The following is a 17,975-nucleotide window of genomic DNA, read 5'->3' as shown; positions in this document are numbered from 1 at the left end:
TCTCAAGGGCAGGGAAGCTTCCTCCCCTTCTCCGGGCCCCACGTGGTGCGTTCGTCGCCGCGAGTCACCACGCCGCACAGCAGCTCCGTCACGGGCCCGCTGTCAGTGCCCCGCAGTACCGCGAGGAGCTTGTTCTCCGTCAGCCGTCCGCCGCTCGCCGCACCGTGCGCGTCGATGCGGCCCGTGGCGCCGTCGAAGCCGCCTCCCCCCAGACCCTGGTAGAGCACGCCCTGCACGAGTCCACGGTCCAGACGGCTGTCGTGTCCACCGGTGGTGCGCCAGGCCTGGTCGATGCCTTCGGCGAGGTAGCGCAACGCGTCCCAGGCGAGGGCGACATGGCCGTCCTCACGCATCGCCTTGCTCCTGGCACTGCGGTCACCGCCGTACGCGCGGTCGTACGCGGCGAGGAAGGCCGCCGCCTCCGGGCTCCTCGCCGCCAGCGTGGGCGCGAATCCGTGCGAGACGTAGAAGAGGGACAGGCCCTTGAAATGGTCCCAGGGACGCTGGTCCTCCATGAGCGCGTTGGTGACGTCGTCACCCGCGAGCACACTGAGCTTCGGGCAGTCGCCGGACATGCGGGAGATCTCGGCCAGGAAAAGCTGGAACTGGCTGGCCCGTGCCGACCACACCACCGCCGTCCGCGGTTCCGCGCTCACCGCACGGCAGATCTCACGGGCCAGGTCCTCCACGGTCGGGACCGGCCGCCCGCCGAGGGCGCCGGGTACCGGTTCCGGCTCCGGCGCGTCGGTGGGCGTGTAGAGGAGGACGTCCGTGCGCCCCGGCCCGTACGAGGCACGGAAGGAGGCGGCCAGGCTGTTGCTGTAGGCGTCGGTCGTGTCGGCGACCAGGCTCACCCGGTGCACCGGCCGCCCGCCCGCGGTGATCTTGGCGCCGGAGGTGAACGCGGCCATCAGCTCGGCTGCCCGCGCGTCGGTCGCCGCCGTCTGGTAGTAGTGCGTGCCCTGCTGCAGGAGTTCGTCGGCCGTGCCGGACGTGCCGACCATCGGGATGCCTGCCTCGTCGAGGATGCGCATCGCCTCGTACGTCTTGCGGCGACTCTGGCCGAAACCGACGACACCCGCGATGGTCGGGTCGCTCGCCGCGAGTTCCACGATCCGCTCCGCGACGGCGGGCGCGTCCTTGAACCGGTCCCCGGCGTTGGCGGCGAGGACCCGCAGCGGAACCCGCTCGCCGGAGCGCAGAGCCTGTGCGTTGATGTGCCGCTGTGCCACCGCGATGCCCCGCAGTTCGGCGAACGTGCCCCCGCGGACCGGGTCCTCGGCGTCCTTGCCTCCCGTGAGCGGGCCGAAGTAGACGACGGTGCGGCGTCCGGGGCGCGGGTCGCCGGCGGGACGTCCGGCGAGTTCCCCGTCGACTTCCTCGTTCTGCCGCTCGATCTGCTCCAGCACGGCCCGCACGGCCTGCTCGCTGGGTCCCTTGCCGAAGCCCGCGGAGCCTTCGCCGACCCCGACGCAGTGTCCGTCGGTGCCGAGGAAGGTGGAGCCCTGGCAGGGATCGTCCTTCGCGCGGTTCCACGTGTCCGGTACGAGGACGAGGGCTCCGGCGACCGCGAGGGCGAGCGTCGCCGCGCCCAGCGCCCCGGCCATCTCGGCACCGGGACCCCAGCGCGGCGACGGTGTCACCAACGTCGGCCAGCGGCCGAGCCAGTACACCGCGGCCTGATCGTCCTCGGGACCCTCGGCGACCGGTACGACAAGCCCGGTCGGCTGGTCCGGCGGCATCCCACGACGCTCGATGTTGATCAGCTCGGCGCCCGCCTGGGCGAGACCCGTTGCGTGGATGTCGGGGATGCGCGCGGCCAGCGAACGTACGCCGCCCGCCACCGCGAACACCGAGGTGCAGCGCAGGTCGTCAACGGCGGAGCGCAACTCGCGCAGGAATCGCTGGACGCGTGAGTCCTCGTGCCCCGCCTCGTCGAAGAGCAGCACGAAGCGGCTGGTGCGGCGGCGGCGCCAGGGGTCGAGGAGACGGGTCCGGCAGGCACGGTCGAGATCGGAGAGCACGGCCTGCATGAGCACCCGGTCCATGCGCTCGGGCTCGTTGACCAGCTCGCCCTGGACGAGGTCGAGAGCGGAGCGGAAGAAGTCGGTGGGTGGACTGCCCTGCTGCTGGCGCACCCAGCGCGCGTACCAGCGAGGGCTGCGAGCCTTCCCGAGCATGCGACGGTTCGCTCGCCGCCCGTAGAGGGCGCGCGGCAGCCGCTGGAAGAGCGGGCCCGCCACGAAGTTCCACAGCAGCTCCAGGAGCGTGCCGCCGTTGGCCTGGTCACGTCCGCCGAGCCACCACAGTGCCTGGGCCATGGGCGACCACTGGCGATGCTGTGCGTAGCAGTGGTTGCGCAGTTCGGTGTGGCGGCGCTCCATGAGCCCGTCGAGCGCGGGGGCGGTGACGACGGAACGCAGTAATCGGTAGCTGTGCAGGTGCAGTTCACCGGTGCCCGGCGGCATCGTCTCCCTGAGCTGGTTCGTGATCAGCTCGAAGAGGTGGAGCGGCGGCGGGTCGGCCCCGTCCGGAATCTGCGGGATGTGCGCGTGCGGGGCGAGGACCTCGCTGCGGCCGCGCATCCGTGAGCGGAGCCCCGCGACGATCCGGCGCCCCGCGTCGCCGCCGCCCGGCTCGTGGAGCAGTACGACCGGAACTCTGCTGCGGCTGCGCCGCGGCTGTACCACGAGTTTGTCGAAGGCGTCGACGAAACGATCGACACCGGGATAGGCCGGAATGCGGTTCCGAGGATCCCCCGTGGTCATGCGCTGCCCCCTCTGTGCCCCGAGAATCAGGCGCCGTCGCCGACTGTTCTACCCATGCGCAGAGTCAATCATCTGACACTGACAGTAGGAGCGGCTCCCGGCGCAGAGGGGAGCGCGACCGGACGGTTCCGGACCCGCTCCACGGTTGTCCGGCCGGTCCGGGGCAGCGCCCGTCGGCACGGCCGACGCGTGATCGACCCCTGCCGACGCGCGCGGTCGTGCCGATCGCGGGTGCCCGGGGGTCCCTGGGTGTTCGGGCCGGATCTCGACAGCCTGACTGCGGGATTCGCTTCGCCACCCGGATTCGCCCGTCTTCGTCCTGGCGGAGTGCACGACGGCTCCGCAGTCGATGCCGGACAGTCCCGTCATGTGCCGAGGCGTGCGCCTCCGGTGACGAGCACCGTGCTTCGCTTCCCCGGTCTCATGGCTCGGGCCCCGGTGCGCGTGCTGCTCGCTCCCGTCGTGTGACGGCGGTGACCCCGGTCACGAGGGCGAGTCCGGCGCCTGCGGCGCCCGCCAGGACGGGCTGCCCGGCGCTCGCAGCTCCCAGCATGGCGGTCAGCAGACCCCAGCCCGCGGCGAGCGCGTAGGGGAGCAGACCTCGAGTCCAGCGCACGATGACCGCGGCAGTCGCCGTAGCGCCGGCCAGCACCGCCAATTGCCCCGCGACGCCCGCTCTGCCGCTGACGGGGGCACCGGAACCTGCCACCGCGGTAGTGAGGTTCACCCAGACCGCGATGGTCGACCACCCAGCGTAAATACCGAGCATCCACCACAAGAGCCCTCTGGGCACGGGCCGCCAGGTGGCGATGGCGAAGCGGTGCTGCAGTGCCACTGACATGGCATGTGCGAGACCGCAGATCATGACGGCGAACACCGCGACCGTTCCCCATACCGGTGCGACCTCCGCCACCACAAGCCAGCAGCTGAATCCGGCGAAGACCACCGAGAGCGGGACGGCCAAGCGGTTTCGAACCTCGGGATCCGGGCGACGCTCGGGCAGTGCCCACAGCGCGTAGGCGACGCAGAGGAGTTCCACCGGCGTCCAGATCGAGAATGCCCAGCCGACCGGAACGATGGGGGGCTCACCCGGACGGTCGGCTTTCGTGAACTCACCGCCGTAGAGCCGGCTGAGGACGGAGCTCACCACCTGCCCCAGCGCGAGGACCAGCATCACCGAGCGCCAGGCGGCCACCGGGCCGGCTGAGCGCCTCAATGAAGGGGCCTGCACCATGGGTCGTCCTTACCGCCGGGTCTGATTCGTCGATGTCACCCTGCACACTCTTCCCGATGCAGACGCAGAACGGATGCAGTGCGCATTCTGTGAGTACCTACTTCAACCGTCCTGTTTGCCGTTGTTCAGGAGGGGTTAGCCGATCGACCGTTCTGAGTGCAGGCTCATCCCGGAATAGCCGACCCGTCGGGAACGCTGGTGATCCTGTTCATGGCCGGCGTGCTCGAGCGGTTTGGTCGCGTGCGGTTGCGTTCCCCTGTGTCTACGTGTGTGAGGCGTCCTGCTGTCCCAGGTCGCGCCTGTTGTCTCGCTGGGCCGAAGTTCCGCGGTCGGATCTGCCGATGCAGGGGTGGGGAATGCATCCGCGGCGGCGGTGCGTTCGCGGTCCGCGGCCATCGAGGCAGCAGACGCCGCAGCGCGGGCACGGGCGGCGGCCGCGCACGCGGCCCGGGCCGACGCCGCGGCCTTCAAGGCCGAAGCCGCGGCCCGCGCGGCGAACGCGGCGGCGAACAGGGCCGAATCCGAGTCGGCGGCCACCCGCGCCGCGGCCCAGCGAGCCAACGCCAAGGCGGCCGAAGCGACCGCGCAGGAAGCCCGTGCCGGCATCGCCGCCCACGAAGCGGCCCGGCTGGCCGGACTGGCCTCGATCGAGGCCGACCACGCCCTCCAAGCGGCCAACCGCACCCGCGAGGAGGCCGACGGCGCCACGCGAGAAGCGGCGATGGCCCGTCTGCAGGCGGGCATCGCGGTCCAGGCCGCCACATCGGCCCGTACCACCGCCGCAGGCATCGCCGACCCCGCGAACACCGCCATCCTGCTCACCGCGCCGTTCACCGGCACCGACGTCGACGCCGACTTCGCTGGCCAAGTAGCCCAGGCCGCCCTGGCTATGGGCCAAGACGAGGTCACCAAGGCCGAGGCCAGGGCGACCGAGGCGGCCAAGGCCGCCGCAGCGGCCGAAGCCGCCGCCGCACGCGCCAACGCCCAAGTGGCCCCCGCCTTCAAGGCGGCGGCAGCAGCGGCGCGTTCCTCCGCGGACGCCGCACGCTCCTCGGTGGCCGCAATGAAGTCCGCGGCCCAGGCCGCCGAGGACGGCGCGAAGGCCCGAGCCGCAGCGGCACGGGCCAACGAGGCCGACGCCCAGGCCCAGGCCGACGCGAAACTCGCCCGCCAGGCCGCCAGACAGGCATTCGCCGACGCGGCAGCAGCACGCAACGCCGCCGCACAAGCCGAGGCCGAGGCCGCACGGGCACGCGGCGCCGCCGCCGAAGCGGAGAACCACGCAGCAGCCGCAAGCGGCGCCGCCACCCAGGCCGAGAAGGACGCCGAGGACGCCGGGAAGCTCGCCACCTCCGCCGAGAAACACGCCGCATCGGCCGAGACCGCGGCCAAGAACGCCGGCACCTACGCCAAGGAGGCCGGCACCTACGCCAAGGAGGCCGACGAGGCGGCCAAGCGCGCCGAGGAGTACCAGCGCGAGCTGGAGCGCAAGGAGCGCGAGGAGGCCGCCAGGTCCGGGAAGGAGGTCTCCGGCGGTGACCTGATGGAGGCGGAGCGCAAGACCCTCGAAGCCGCGGGTATCAGTGTGGCGGAGTTCGAGGCGGCCAAGGCACTGGCCCAGAAGAACCTCCTCGACTACCTCAAGGAGAACGGCGCCGAGCTGCTCGTCGAACTCGCCGCCGAGGAGATCAAGGAATGCTGGGACGACCCCGACATCCCGACCTGCCTCTGGGCGATCGTCAACAACCTGCCCTGGACGAAGGCAGCCTCCCTCGTCACCAAGCTCCCGAAGCTCGGCAAGGCCATCTTGGGCATCAAGGACTTCCTCGACAAGGCCGCCAAGGCGAGGGAGCTCGTCGACAAGGGTCAGAAGGTCATCGACCGGGCCAAGGCCGTGCTCTGCCCCACCAAGCCCAAGCCCAGGTCCAAATCCACCCCGAGAGCGTTCACGGCTGCGTCTGCCTCCGGAGGGGGAGGTTTTGACGGCTGGGACGGATGGGACGGCTGGAGCGACTGCGAGTTCATTCCCACCGGCCAGAACCTGCCTGAAGGCGGATACGAGGTAGCCCTCGACACGCTCGCGCTGAGGAACCTGCGCGACTATCACTTCGAGGGCGGAAGCATGGTCACCGACAAGAAGGGGCTGTTCAACTCCGACCTCAACCTCGGGGACATGAAGGACATCTTCCAAGGGGCGATATCGGACCAGGGCGGATGGAAGCAGGCGAACGGCGGTTCCGCCTATCGTGAGAAGGACGGCAGTCCCCGCTTCGTTTCGGTGCTGGAGGGCATCAAGGTGCGTGGCCCGGTCGGCCGCCCGCGAACCCGCACCGGCGGAAGGAGTCGCGCATCCGATGGATCACGGACGGCGCCGGAAACATCGCACAACGCATCCAGGCAACCGGCACCGACAAGTAGGGCCCGCCCTGCGAGGCCATCGACATCACCGGCACCCACGAACACGCAACAAGGGCCGCGACCCTTGGGTCGAGGCCCTCGTATCCGTACTGCTACGGCAAGTGTCCGAGGGGGGACTTGAACCCCCACGCCCGATAAAGGGCACTAGCACCTCAAGCTAGCGCGTCTGCCATTCCGCCACCCGGACCAGGTGTCAGGTCGACCTCGGGGCGTTCCCCGTGGCGACATGGACAACTCTACCAGGGGTTCGAGGCGCCTCTGAACTGCATTTCCCGTGGTCAGTGGGGTGGGGTGGCGGAGGGCCTGCGCCGTCGGCCTGCCCCTCGTGCCCACTCGCAGTCGACGCACGGAAAGTGACTGAATGCGTACAGGGCGTATAGTGTCGTCTAGCCTCACGGCGTGAGCCGTGAACTTCGTCATCGCAGGCCGCGTGCACTGTCGCCGCTTCGGGAGCATCTGCGCGACACCTTCTGGTTCGCGCCCACCACGGCCCTGACACTCGTCTTCCTGCTCTGGGGCGTCGCCGACACCCTCGATGCCGCGATCGTGGACGCCCTGAGGGAGGACGGGGACCTCGAGGGAATCCGCCGCCTGATGGCCATCGCCGAGGACGCCCGGATCATCGTCACCACCGTCAGCGCGGCGATGATGACCTTCATCGGCGTCGTCTTCAGCATCTCGCTGGTCGCCGTCCAGATGGCCGCCGGGAACTTCACGCCCCGCATCGTGCGGATCTTCATCCGGAGCAGGATCAGCAAGCTCACCTTCGCGGTGTTCCTGGCGACGTTCCTGCTGTCGCTGCTGGTCCTCACCTCGTACGAGAGCGAGGCCGACCCGCGGGACGTCATGACCGTGCCGGTGGTGCAGAGCGCCCTGACCGTCGTCATGGTCGTGCTCAGCCTGGTGCTGTTCATCGCGTACGTCACCCAGACCCTGCAGCTGATGAAGGTCGGGCCCGTCGTCGAGCGGATCAACAAGGAGTCGCTCGGGGAGGTGGCGAGAATGCCCGTGCAAGGGCCCGACGGGGCGCCCCTGGCGCCCGAGATCGCGCGCATGAGCCACCAGGGGCGTGCCGGCGTACTGCGGGACGTGCACATCGCGCGGCTGGTGCGCGTCGCACGGCGGAACGGGGTGGTGCTGCGGCTCATCCCCCGGATCGGGGACCACATGGTGCCCGGCACGCCCGTGCTCGCGGTGCACGGGCCGCGCGTGCCCGCCCGGTCGGCGCTCCGGCACAGCGTGTCGGTCGGGGTCGAGCGCACCTTCCACCAGGACCTGGGCTTCGGACTGCGGCAGCTGTCCGACATCGCGTTGCGGGCCTTGTCGCCCGCCGTGAACGATCCGACCACCGCCGTGCAGTGCCTCGACCGGATCGTGGTGTTCCTCGCGGCGGTCGCCGTACGCCCCCTGGGCGCGGTGCACCACCGGGACCGCAAAGGGGTCGTGCGGCTGGTGCAGAACGTCCCCGGCTGGACCGATCTGGTCGATCTCGGGCTCACCGAGATCCGCGGGTGCGCCACGGCGAGCCCGCAAGTCTCCCGGCGGATGCTGGCCGGCATCGACGATCTGTTGCGGCTCGTGCCGGAGGAACGGCGTGCCCCGCTGGTACGGCACCGGGCGCTTCTGGTGCAGGCTCTGGATCGGACGCTGCCCGAGGCGGCCGAGCGCGCGTTCGCACTGCGGCCCGACCGCCAGGGCATCGGTTGAACATGTTGCGAAGGGCCGCCTCTGGCGTCCTTCCGCCCGCCCTCCCTCCCGGGCAGCGACGTACCCGCCCGGTGCGCGTTCAGGACTCCAGAGGCGGCTCGTCCAGTTCCGTCAGCCGTACGGTGCACAGGCCGCCGCGTTCGACCCTGACGTCCGTCACCTTCAGCCGGGTGCCCGGCAGCAGGATGAACTCGTCCTCCCCGGTGAACGCGGAGAAGTCGCGGATGCCCACGGCCCGGGCGGGGACCACCTCGAACAGCGTCCGCTTGCCGCGGCTGCCGAGGAACGCCTTGGCCACGCCGAGTTCGGACGTGCACGAGGACACGCCCCACGAGGTCACGGTCCGGCCGAGCGGATACTGCCCACGCAGGTCGAGGGACACCCCGCGTCACAACGGCCGCATGCGAACGGGAAGTTGCGACACCGCGGAGAACAGCCGGGCGGCCTTTTCAAGCGGGGCGCCGCGGTCGGCCTCAGCTGAGGCGGAACACCGGCCCGCGGGGCGTGAAGGGGAGCGAGGCACCCTCCGGGACGAGATAGGCGTGCTCGGGCCGTACGCGCAGCACATCGCAGTAGCCGTCCGTGATGACGAGCACGGGCGCCGTCGCCGGGAAGTCCTCCGCGCGCCGCAGGAGGTCGACCCCCGGCTGGAGGACCGTGCCGCCGCGCCCGCGCACCCGGACCCGGCCCGCGATCTCCGCCGGCGGCAGATAGCCCGCGTCGTACGCGGCGGCGTCGCAGAAGACCACCCGGGCGGCCGGTACGTCCCGCGCCTCGGCGTACGAGGCGACGGCGCCGAGTGCCTTGCCGAGCAGCCGGGTGCCCATGGAGCCGGAGGTGTCCAGGACGACGCCGAAGGTGCACCGGGCGACCTCCTCGGGCGGGAAGTACCGTCCGGCGCGCGGGATGTCGGGGGTCGACGCCTGACGGCGGGCGGGCCGGGCGTAACTGCGTACGGCCTCGGGGCGGGGCACGAACTCGTCGAACCAGCGCGCGAGCCGGGCGTCCCACGGAACCGGCGGGTGGGCGAGCGCCCGGATCTCTTCGACCAGTCCGGAGGGCAGCAGCCCTCGCCCGCCGCCGGTGTGCAGATCGAGTCCCTGGACCAGGCCGCGCCGGTAGAACTCGTCGAGGTCCGCCCAGTCACGGGGACGTCCGCCGAGCGGTTCGCCGAGGATGTCCCCGACGCCCTTGCCCCGGAGGGTGGCCAGCCGTCTGGCGCGGCGGGCGTCGGTGACGATCCGGTCGTACACCTCCTCCGCGGAGAGGTCCTTCAACGCCGGGTCGTACAGCAGCCCTTCGGGCATCGTGCCGACGCCCATCCCGACGAGCCAGCCGTTGACCACGTAGTCGGCGGCGACGTTGAACAGATACGGGTCGCGACTGCCGCGCCGGTCACCGTGGCGCAGTGCGGCGTGCAGCATCTCGTGGGCGAGGACGAAGCGCCACTCCTCGTCGTCGTACTGCCGCAGCGGGTTGACGTAGATCTCGCCGGCCGTGGCGTCCACGGCGGCGACGGCGATGCCGTGCGCGCGGGAGAGTTCGGCGTCGGCGACGACGGTCATGCCGGACGCGATGCCGCCGAGAAGCGGGTACGAGGAGACGAACCAGCTGAGGGCGCGTTCCCAGGGCCGTGTGGGGAGCCGTTCGCCGGTGAGCGTGTCGCGGCGGCCGCCCGCCAGGTCCATGGCGGCGGACACGGTGCGCGTGAGGGCGTGTGCGAAGGCCAGTTGCCAGTCGGCCGGGGTGTGCCACCGCGACCACGGCACCAGGATCTGGTCGGGGGAGTCACCGCCCGTACCGCAGCCCTCGTACGCGGTGGGGATGCCGTCGCGGCGCCAGCGCCTCGCGAGCTGCTCCTCGTCGCCGTCGGGGTAGGAGGCAGGGAGGTGCTCGGGGGCACGGCCGACGGGGTAGCTGAGCAGGAAGCGGTTGACGACGGCGCAGCGGGCGGCGAGGTCGGCCCGGTCGGGCTGGGCGCGGGGGCCCTTGTCCGCGGGGACGTGGCCGAAGCCGAGATGGATGAGGCAGTGGGCGATGGCCCACGCCCACTCGGCCGGCTCGGCGCGGCGGTCGGGGTGGACGTGGACCGTGCCGTTGGAGTCGACGGCGGCCAGGCCGTGGCGCGGGCCGAGGGCGCAGTCGCGGCTGCGGCAGAGGCCGGCGTCCAGCGAGGCGAGGGCCGGGTTGTGCTTGACGGCGGCCAGGCCGGCGAGGAAGGACTCGGTGGCCGCGTCGGTCCTGGCCTTCTTCGCGCGCGACGTCCGGCTCACCGGCGGGCCTCGACCAGCCGCGGCATGTCGCGGGCGGCCTCGACGAGGAACCAGGCGGGCAGCACGGGCTGGCCGTCCTCGTCGTCCCGGATGACGGTCTGGGCGACCTCGACGGAGATCTCGGCGAGCTGGACGAGCAGCGCCTTGGCGCGGTGCGCGGTCTGCCGCAGAGCGGGCGGGATCTGGTCCTTGGCGGCGGGGAGTTCCTTGACCAGCCGGCCCCGGAAGGCGTCGGCGAGGTAGTAGAGCAGGTCGCGGTCCTCGATGCGGTTCGGCCAGGACGCGTCGCCCTTGACGATGGCGTCGATGCCGTACGCGTGCCGCACGATCTTCGCGTAGCCGCAGAAGGACACGGCGTGCGCGGGGGTGAGTGTGCCGTGCGCGACGATCCTGAGCGTCTCCTCGTCGAGCGTCGGACCGAAGGAGTGCAGGGCGTCGGAGAGCATGTGCCACGAGCGGGGGGTGGAGAAGGGCTCCTCCGTCTTCGGCGGCTGCGACCAGAGGTGGTCGGGCCGGTCGCTGACGTAGTCGACGACCCACGGGTGGATCCCGTTCTCGCCCGCCCATACGAGCCAGTCCGTGGCGGAGGCGCGCAGATGGACATGAGTGAGGCGGTTGACCAGGGCGGAGGCGACGGGCCGGGCCAGCGCGTTGTCGGTGGCGCGGTTGCCGGCGCCGATGACGACGGAGCCCTCGGGGAGTTCGTAGGTTCCGATGCGCCGGTCGAGGATCAGGGAGTAGAAGGCCTTCTGCACATCGGGGGTCGCGGCGTTCAGCTCGTCGAGGAACAGGCAGTACGGTTCGTCCCGCGCGATGGCTTCCGGCGGGCAGAAGACGGACCTCCCGTCGCGGATCTGCGGGACGCCGATGAGGTCCTCGGGCGCGAGCTGGGTGCCGAGGAGGCTGACGCACTCGAGGCCGAGGGACTCGGCGAAGTTCCGCACGAGGGACGACTTGCCGATGCCGGGGGCACCCCACAGGAAGACGGGGCGCACCGTGGCGAGGCCGAGCAGCAGCTCGGGGACACGGGCGGGCGTGACGGTGACGGCTGCCTGCACGCTGAGGACTCCTGGGACGAGGCGAGGTCCGGTGCGCCCGGACTGTTCGATGCGTCCGAACAGTCTGGACGTTCCGGACCTCTCGGCGCAGCCGGTTTATCGCCCCGTGCGGCGGTGCGCCCGGCGCGGTCCGGATCGGCGCCGGGGGCGTTCGACCGGCTCCGGGCGGCGCGGTCCGGATCGGCGCCGGGCGGGCGCGACCGGCTCCGGTGATCACCCCGCCCGGAGCCGATCGGACGCCGAGTGCCCCGGCCCGCGGGGAGGGTCAGCCCTTGTACACCTGCTCGCGCAGGACCTCGCCGGTGGCGGCGTCGATGTCGAAGGCCGTCTTGCTCCAGTCCTGCCGTTTGACGACGTCCACCGACCACACGAGCGTGTGGTCCTCGTCGCCCAGGTGGACTTCGGTGACGGTTCCCTGCTTCCTCTCCGTGGCCGTCTTCACCGCCTGCTCCGGCGACACCTGAGCCCTGGTCAGGCGGTCGGTGAGCTCACGCATGTCGTCCGCGTCCTGATCGGTCTCCGGCCGGGACCGCAGCACCGTGCCGGAAACGCCGTCCACGAGGACCCGGTGGACCATGCCGTTCTGGCCGGCCACCTCGGCGGTCCACTCGGGGCTGCCGGGGCTCGGTACGGGTGAGGCGGTGGCGCCGCCCTTGTAACGCCGCAGCTCGATCCCGACCAGCTTGCTCCCGGCGACGGTGCCGACGGCTGTGTCGGCTGCCCCGTCCCACGGGACCTTGGCCGCCTGCACCAGCGACATGCGCGCGACCTGGTCGTCGGTGAGACGGGCCCCGGTGTCCGTGGGGTCCGGTGAACCGGTGGGGCCGACGCCGGTCGGAGCCGCCGGGGTGGCGACGGCCGCCGGACCCTTGGTGCCCGCGTCGCTGCCGCAGCCGGTCACGAGCAGGGCGGAGCAGACCATGAGACATGCTGGCAGGGCGGAACGCAGACGGAGAGCATGCAGCGATTCGTTCATGTCGCCACGCGTAACCGCTGCCCCCGCGAGGCAGACCGCCCGCCCTGAAGATCACCCGTTCGCCGTTCCGACCGCCGCCGGGGCGCGGCCCCGACACCTCCGGCAGCCCGATTCCCGGTCCGTTCGCGGCGCGGAGGTCGCGGGCCGTAGGACGGCGGAGCCCGCGGCGACCGCTCCCCGGAAGGCGGCTTCCTCGGCGGCCGGCCGTTCTCCGGCCGGCAGGGCGGGCGCGCGGCCGCTGCTGCCACGGCGGCCCGACGCCGAGGCGGCGAAGGACGGTTCGGCCGACCCTCGCCGTCCACCGCTGACGTGCGACCGGCCGCCCTGGATCCCCGCCGGCGACCCGCACCGTTCCGTGTTCCTTCGGACGGTCCCGACACGACCGCGGGGCCGGCGGCACCGCTCGAGGCGCGCGAGGAGGGTGCCCGGGTCCGCACCATGCATCGGCCGTCCGGGAGGTGCCGTGGGAGCCGGACCGTCGGATCCGCTCCCCGTTCCATCTCTGGTGCGTCGCGCACCCGCGCCCACGGCGGCCACGCCCCGTGAGCCCGGGTTCCCCCAATGTCAGCGGCTCCGGCGCGTCCGGTCCGCGGGCAACTGCCGCTCCTCTTCCCTCCGGTGTCCGCCGGAGGTGCCCGCGGCGCCCGGGCGGAACCGTCCGGCCTGCGTCCACTCGGCGAACCACCAGGCACCCGCCACCACGCCCGACCACAGCAGCCCGGCCGACACCGCGGAGGACCACGACGCCTTCTCCGTCCACCTCTCCACTGCTGCCAGCACCACCCAGGCGCTCAGAAGGACAGCCGCAACCCGTACACGTCGATGCTTGAACATCGGGCCCGACTACCCGGTCCCGCGGGAAGATCACACGGCGACGCGGTGGTGTGCGGGGAGCCGGCGTACGAAGTCATGGTCGCTTGGCGCGGTGACGCGTCGAGGTGCCGTCAAACTCCCGATCCGTCCGCGCAATTGGGGAGATATGACTGTATGAGTTACCGTACGCATATTCCGCTGCCATGCCCGTTGGGCAGATAGTGGACGGGAAATGCTGGACTCCGAAAGGGAGGTGCGTCATGTCCTGTCCACCGTCGGTCGATGCGCGCAAAGCGCTGGATTTCCTCAGGACCAGTGGACTGGTCGATCTCAGCGTTCCGCTGGAGCGTGTGGTCGGCCAGGTCAGCCAGCTGGACGATGTCGCGGGCTATGTACTGGCCTGGGAACGCTACGTCCTGGTCGTCGCCAACGAAGTAGCGGACGCCGCGGCGCCCACTGACAGCTGATCGAACCACGCAAGATGACTGCCGGGAGGACCACGGTGAGAGCAGAACAGCCCGGCGTCCGGTCGTCTCGAAGGCGCGCGGTGGAGGACCGGGCGGTCGCCTGGCTCGCTGCGCGCCGGGCCCTGCTGGACCCGCGCAGCGCCCGGCCTGACAGTGTGCTCTTCACCCGCAAGGCGCTGATCGAGACGGCGTTTCTGGCGGGACTGCGAGCCCGGCTCGACGACTCGCCGCTCACGGACGACTACGCGTCCATTCTCGAGCAGGTCGAGGACGTGGCCCGGGAGCCCTCCTATCGGGAGATGATCGCGCGGGACGAGAGCGCCCTGCTGCTGTACGCCGGCACGTACGCGGCGCTGCGGCTGTGCGGCCGCGACGCCCCGGAGTTCGAGCGCATCATCCGGCAGGCCGTGGAAGGCGGGTACGCGGCGGCTTTCGAGCGAGTTCCGTATCGGCAGCTGGACCTGCTCCACACCCTGTACCTGTGCGGAATCGAGCACGACCTGTCCCCGATGGACGATGTTCTGCCGTTCTCGCTCCTGTGCCGGCGCCCGAACGTGCTGAAGCTGGCCGATCGAGACGTCTACGCCATCACCCACACCATCTTCTACGTCACCGACTTCGGCCTGCGCGACCCGGCATGGCCTCGCGGGTTCCGGCCCGGTGAGGGCGTCGAACTCCTCGAAGCCCTCCTCGTCCTGGCCGAGGCACGCGCCAACGCCGACCTGGTCGGGGAGCTGTTGTGCTGCCTGTACTGCCTCGGCGTCACCGACTCCTACGCGGCGGACCGCGCCTGGGCCTTCCTGGAGTCGGTCCAGGACGGGAACGGTCGCGTGAACGGCCCCGAAGGCGTGCTCCACCCCGGAGCCGACGCCGGGGACGGCGACTTCCGGCACTGGGCCGAGGGGTACCACACCACCATCGTCGCCGCGCTGGCCGGTCTGCTCGAGCGCAGTCCGCGGCGCCGCAGCCAGCCGCCCCCGACTCCGCCTGCCGAGGACGTCTGCCTGCGGACACCCCTGAGGCGCGCGGTGATGTGGCTGTGCGACGCGGTTCCGGAGCAGGACCACCGCTCCGGCCTCGCCGGGGTCACCGCCGCGGCCGTCGGCGCGTCCGCGATCCGGGAACACGACCTCGCCCGACCCTCACTCGAGTGCTACGCGGCGCACCTCGCGGACGCCGCCCCGGCCTTCTGGCAGGAGCAGGGGATGGAGATCGCAGGAGCGTTCGCCCTGGCGCTCCGGCAGGCGGAGGTCCACTGCCCCTCCCTGGACGAACACCTCAAAGCCACCGCCGACGCGATCGCCTCCCTCGAGAGCATCCCCGCCGACACCGCCGGCGGAGTGCACCGGCTGATCAGCCTCGGCGTCCTCAGCCGGTCCGCCGCCTCGTCGATTCCCCGGCAGACCACGCGCCGAGAACGGCACCTCTATCCTCTCCACGCCGCCGTCTCCCTGTGCGAAGCCCGGGAGACCTACCACCTGGGGCAGATGGCGGGGACGCTCCGCACCCTCATCCAGGAGGGCTGGGGCCACCACCGCATCACCCGGGACGCCCTGTCCTTCCTGATCGCCCAGCAGAACACCGGCGGAGCCTTCGGCTATCCGGCCTTCGACGACCGGACGGCACGCCGCAGGGCCCAGTACTCCTGGACGCGAAGTGCGGTGATCGCCCTTGCCGCCGCGGCGACGACCGGGCTGAGGGACTGACCTGCGGTCGCCCGCGCGGAGCGTGGGGGAGACGGGCGAGGAGAGGGCGGCCGGGGCGACGGCCGGGCCGGGCACCTTCCCCGGCGGCCGCCTCTTCTCCGGCCGGCAGGCGGGAGATACGAGAGCCGGCGGCCACGGCCCGACACAAGGTCGGCATGGGGGACCACCCGGCGCTGACGGACCGGTCCGCGGGGCGCCGTTCACCGCCCGGCGACGGGGGAACCCCTTCAGGCTGCCATCGGCGGCAGCCCGGGCAGCACCTTCTCGATGGTGACGGGGAAGTCGCGCACCCGCACACCGGTGGCGTTGAACACCGCGTTCGCGACGGACGCACCGGCACCGCAGATGCCCAGCTCACCGACGCCCTTCGCGCCCAGGACGTTGGCCTTGTCGTCGTAGCCGTCCAGGACGACGGCGTCGACGTCGGTGATGTCGGCGTGCACCGGAACCAGGTAGCCCGCGAAATCCCGGTTGACGAAGGCGCCGGATCGCCGGTCGATGACAGCTTCCTCCTGGAGGGCCGCGCCGACACCCCAGATCATGCCGCCGATCAGCTGCGAGCGGGTCGTCTTCGGGTTGAGCACCCGCCCCACGGAGAACACACCGAGCATCCGCCGCAGACGGATCTCGGCCGTGTCCGCGTCGACGCCCACCTCCGCGAAATGGGCCCCGTAGGTGTTGATCGAGTAGTCGGAGTAGTTCGGTTCATCGCCCATGTAGCGGACCTGGCCCTCGGCCTCCACACCGCCGGGAAGGCTGCGCGCGACGATCCCTTCCAGGGTCTCGGACGCGCCGCCGATGCCGACGCTTCCGTCGGAGAAGACCGCGTCTGCCGGGTCCAGTCCGTGCAGCGGAGAGCGTGCGTCGCCACAGGCCGCTTCCAGCAACTTCGCGCGCAGGGCCAGGCACGCCCGGTGGGTCGCGGTGCACGAGTTGGCGGCGCCCCACGAGCCTCCGGAGCCCCAACTGGTGGGGAAGTCGGAGAGCCCGAGCTCGATCCGCACCCGTTCGAGCGGGAGTCCGAGTCCCTCGGCCGCGACCTGGGTGAGGATGGTGTACGTGCCCGTGCCGATGTCGGTCATGTCCGTCCGGACGACGGCGGTGCCGTCCGCCTCCAGCCGCACGCGCACCGTCGTCGGCCCCTGGAAGTGCCCGCGGATGGCCGCCGACATGCCGTACCCGACCAGCCACCGTCCGTCGCGCAGACTCGCAGGCGTGACCGGGCGGTGCTCCCACCCGAACCGGTGGGCGCCTTCGCGCAGGCAGTCGACCAGCCGCCGTTCGCTGTACGGCACGTTCCGCTCGGGGTCGACGGTGGGCTCGTTGCGGATCCGCAGCTCGACCGGGTCCAGGCCGAGCGAGTGCGCCAGCTCGTCCATCGCCGACTCGACCGCCAGCATGCCCGGCGCCTCGCCCGGCGCGCGAACGTCCGTCCCGCGCGGCAGGTCGAGCGCCGCCAGCCGGTGGCTGGTCAACCGGTGGGGCGCGGCATACAGGCTGCGGGTGGTGGCGGCGGTCTGCTCGGCGTACTCGACGTCGGGGTTGGTGTGCATCGTGACGTCGTGGGCGATCGCCGTCAGCCGCCCGTCGCGCTCCGCGCCCAGCCGGACCCGCTGGCGCGATGTGGGGCGCATGCCGACGAGTTGGAAGACCTGCTGGCGGGTCATCGCGACCTTCACCGGTCGGCTCAGCGTGCGGGCGGCGAGCGCCGCCAGGATCGTCTCCGAGTGGATGCCCAGTTTCGAGCCGAACCCCCCGCCGACGAAGGGGGCGACGGCGTGGACCCGCTCGGGGTCCATCAGGAGCGTCGTGGCGACCGAGACCTGCGCCGCGTTGACGATCTGGGAGCTGACGTAGAGGACCAGGTCCTCGCCGCGCGGTTCCGCCAGACACGCGTTCGGCTCTATCGGCAGCGAGAACTCGTAGGGCGTCGTGTACTGCTGGTCGACCTTGACCTCCGCGTCGTCGAATCCGGCGTCGAAGTCGCCCACCTCGGTGTCGGTGGGGATACCGGCGTTGACCACCTTCGGGATGTAGACGTCGTCCTCGAACTCGGCGAAGTCGAAACGCCCCCGCCCGGTGCCGTACTCGACCTCGACGAGGTCGGCCGCGGCCCGGGCCTGCTCGAGGGTCCCGGCGACGACGAGCGCCACCGGTTCGCCGTAGTAGTGGATCTCGGGGCCGGTGAGCTCCGGCTGGGCACGCCAGTACTCGAAGGGAACGGACTCGTCGCGGGGGCCCTGCGCCGGGGCGTTGAGATGGGTCATCACCAGATGCACACCGGGTGCCCGCTCGGCCTCCTCGGTGTCGATCCGGGTGATGCGGCCTTTGCCGATCGTCGCCCCGACGATGAAACCGTAGAGCGGCGGGCCGGCCTCCCAGTGCTCGTACGCGTAGGCTGCTCGCCCGGTCGCCTTGAGCGGCCCGTCGACGCGGTCCACAGCGTGCCCGATCATCTCGCCTCCTCCTGCGGAGCCGGCTTGCCCGCCGGTCGGCTCCCGGTCCCGGTCGGCTCCCGGTCCCGGTCGGCTCCCGGTCCCGGTCGGCTCCCGGTC

Annotated in this window: 12 protein-coding genes and 1 tRNA gene; 4 read left to right on the top strand and 9 right to left on the bottom strand. The window is 71.6% G+C overall.

The window, feature by feature from the left end:
• Positions 1-2: 2 nt before the first annotated feature.
• Both FEF34_RS05825 and FEF34_RS05820 read right to left on the bottom strand, forming a co-directional pair.
• The gene (locus FEF34_RS05825) at positions 3-2,768 is read right to left on the bottom strand and encodes a type 1 periplasmic-binding domain-containing protein (protein WP_234042291.1); all 2,766 of its coding nucleotides are present in this window, start codon (positions 2,766-2,768) and stop codon (positions 3-5) included.
• A 421-nt stretch (positions 2,769-3,189) separates the two neighbouring features.
• Entirely contained in the window at positions 3,190-4,002 is an 813-nt protein-coding gene (locus FEF34_RS05820; RefSeq protein ID WP_138052156.1) for a hypothetical protein, read from the bottom strand.
• A 349-nt stretch (positions 4,003-4,351) separates the two neighbouring features.
• Here FEF34_RS05820 and FEF34_RS05815 point away from each other — a divergent pair, with 349 nt between their 5' ends.
• Positions 4,352-6,541 (top strand): hypothetical protein, encoded by a 2,190-nt coding sequence (locus FEF34_RS05815; protein ID WP_199800643.1) that lies wholly within the window; start codon positions 4,352-4,354, stop codon positions 6,539-6,541.
• Here the strand turns inward: FEF34_RS05815 and FEF34_RS05810 are convergent.
• Positions 6,523-6,607, bottom strand: a tRNA-Leu gene (locus FEF34_RS05810). The two genes, FEF34_RS05815 and FEF34_RS05810, sit on opposite strands and share 19 nt — an antisense overlap.
• A 212-nt stretch (positions 6,608-6,819) precedes the next feature.
• Between FEF34_RS05810 and FEF34_RS05805 the strand changes: the two genes are divergently transcribed.
• A complete protein-coding gene (locus FEF34_RS05805; RefSeq protein WP_138052155.1) occupies positions 6,820-8,127 on the top strand; it encodes a DUF2254 domain-containing protein in 1,308 nt (435 codons plus the stop codon).
• A gap of 79 nt (positions 8,128-8,206) precedes the next feature.
• Here the strand turns inward: FEF34_RS05805 and FEF34_RS05800 are convergent, their stop codons facing one another.
• From FEF34_RS05800 to FEF34_RS05780, 5 genes are all read right to left on the bottom strand, one after another.
• The gene (locus tag FEF34_RS05800) at positions 8,207-8,452 is read right to left on the bottom strand and encodes an ADP-ribosyltransferase family protein (protein WP_234042290.1); all 246 of its coding nucleotides are present in this window, start codon (positions 8,450-8,452) and stop codon (positions 8,207-8,209) included.
• 148 nt (positions 8,453-8,600) lie between these two features.
• Entirely contained in the window at positions 8,601-10,400 is a 1,800-nt protein-coding gene (locus tag FEF34_RS05795) for a vWA domain-containing protein (protein WP_138052154.1), read from the bottom strand.
• Complete coding sequence (locus tag FEF34_RS05790) at positions 10,397-11,458, bottom strand: ATP-binding protein (protein ID WP_138052153.1); 1,062 nt, start codon at positions 11,456-11,458, stop codon at positions 10,397-10,399. Before FEF34_RS05790 ends, FEF34_RS05795 begins: the two co-directional genes overlap by 4 nt.
• A gap of 265 nt (positions 11,459-11,723) precedes the next feature.
• Entirely contained in the window at positions 11,724-12,434 is a 711-nt protein-coding gene (locus FEF34_RS05785; protein ID WP_138052152.1) for a PepSY domain-containing protein, read from the bottom strand.
• A 564-nt stretch (positions 12,435-12,998) separates the two neighbouring features.
• Positions 12,999-13,268: a hypothetical protein gene (locus FEF34_RS05780; protein ID WP_138052151.1), complete on the bottom strand. Its 270-nt coding sequence runs from the start codon at positions 13,266-13,268 to the stop codon at positions 12,999-13,001.
• Positions 13,269-13,507: 239 nt separating this feature from the next.
• Here FEF34_RS05780 and FEF34_RS05775 point away from each other — a divergent pair, with 239 nt between their 5' ends.
• On the top strand, positions 13,508-13,714 hold the full coding sequence (locus tag FEF34_RS05775; protein ID WP_138052150.1) for a hypothetical protein: 207 nt from the start codon (positions 13,508-13,510) through the stop codon (positions 13,712-13,714).
• A 35-nt stretch (positions 13,715-13,749) separates the two neighbouring features.
• On the top strand, positions 13,750-15,420 hold the full coding sequence (locus tag FEF34_RS05770; RefSeq protein ID WP_234042289.1) for a DUF6895 family protein: 1,671 nt from the start codon (positions 13,750-13,752) through the stop codon (positions 15,418-15,420).
• Positions 15,421-15,647: 227 nt separating this feature from the next.
• Here the strand turns inward: FEF34_RS05770 and FEF34_RS05765 are convergent, their stop codons facing one another.
• A complete protein-coding gene (locus FEF34_RS05765; protein WP_138052149.1) occupies positions 15,648-17,876 on the bottom strand; it encodes a xanthine dehydrogenase family protein molybdopterin-binding subunit in 2,229 nt (742 codons plus the stop codon).
• Positions 17,877-17,975: the final 99 nt, after the last annotated feature.

Origin of the sequence: Streptomyces marianii (assembly GCF_005795905.1) — a bacterium.
Classification (GTDB): Bacteria; Actinomycetota; Actinomycetes; order Streptomycetales; family Streptomycetaceae; genus Streptomyces; species Streptomyces marianii.
Note: the sequence above shows the minus strand (reverse complement) of the source record. Positions and strands in the feature narration are given on the sequence as shown.

Coding starts and splice junctions, on each gene's coding strand:
- FEF34_RS05765 (WP_138052149.1), bottom strand. CDS start 17,876: ATGATCGGGCACGCTGTGGACCGCGTCGACGGGCCGCTCAAGGCGACC.
- FEF34_RS05820 (WP_138052156.1), bottom strand. CDS start 4,002: ATGGTGCAGGCCCCTTCATTGAGGCGCTCAGCCGGCCCGGTGGCCGCC.
- FEF34_RS05780 (WP_138052151.1), bottom strand. CDS start 13,268: ATGTTCAAGCATCGACGTGTACGGGTTGCGGCTGTCCTTCTGAGCGCC.
- FEF34_RS05825 (WP_234042291.1), bottom strand. CDS start 2,768: ATGACCACGGGGGATCCTCGGAACCGCATTCCGGCCTATCCCGGTGTC.
- FEF34_RS05775 (WP_138052150.1), top strand. CDS start 13,508: ATGTCCTGTCCACCGTCGGTCGATGCGCGCAAAGCGCTGGATTTCCTC.
- FEF34_RS05785 (WP_138052152.1), bottom strand. CDS start 12,434: ATGAACGAATCGCTGCATGCTCTCCGTCTGCGTTCCGCCCTGCCAGCA.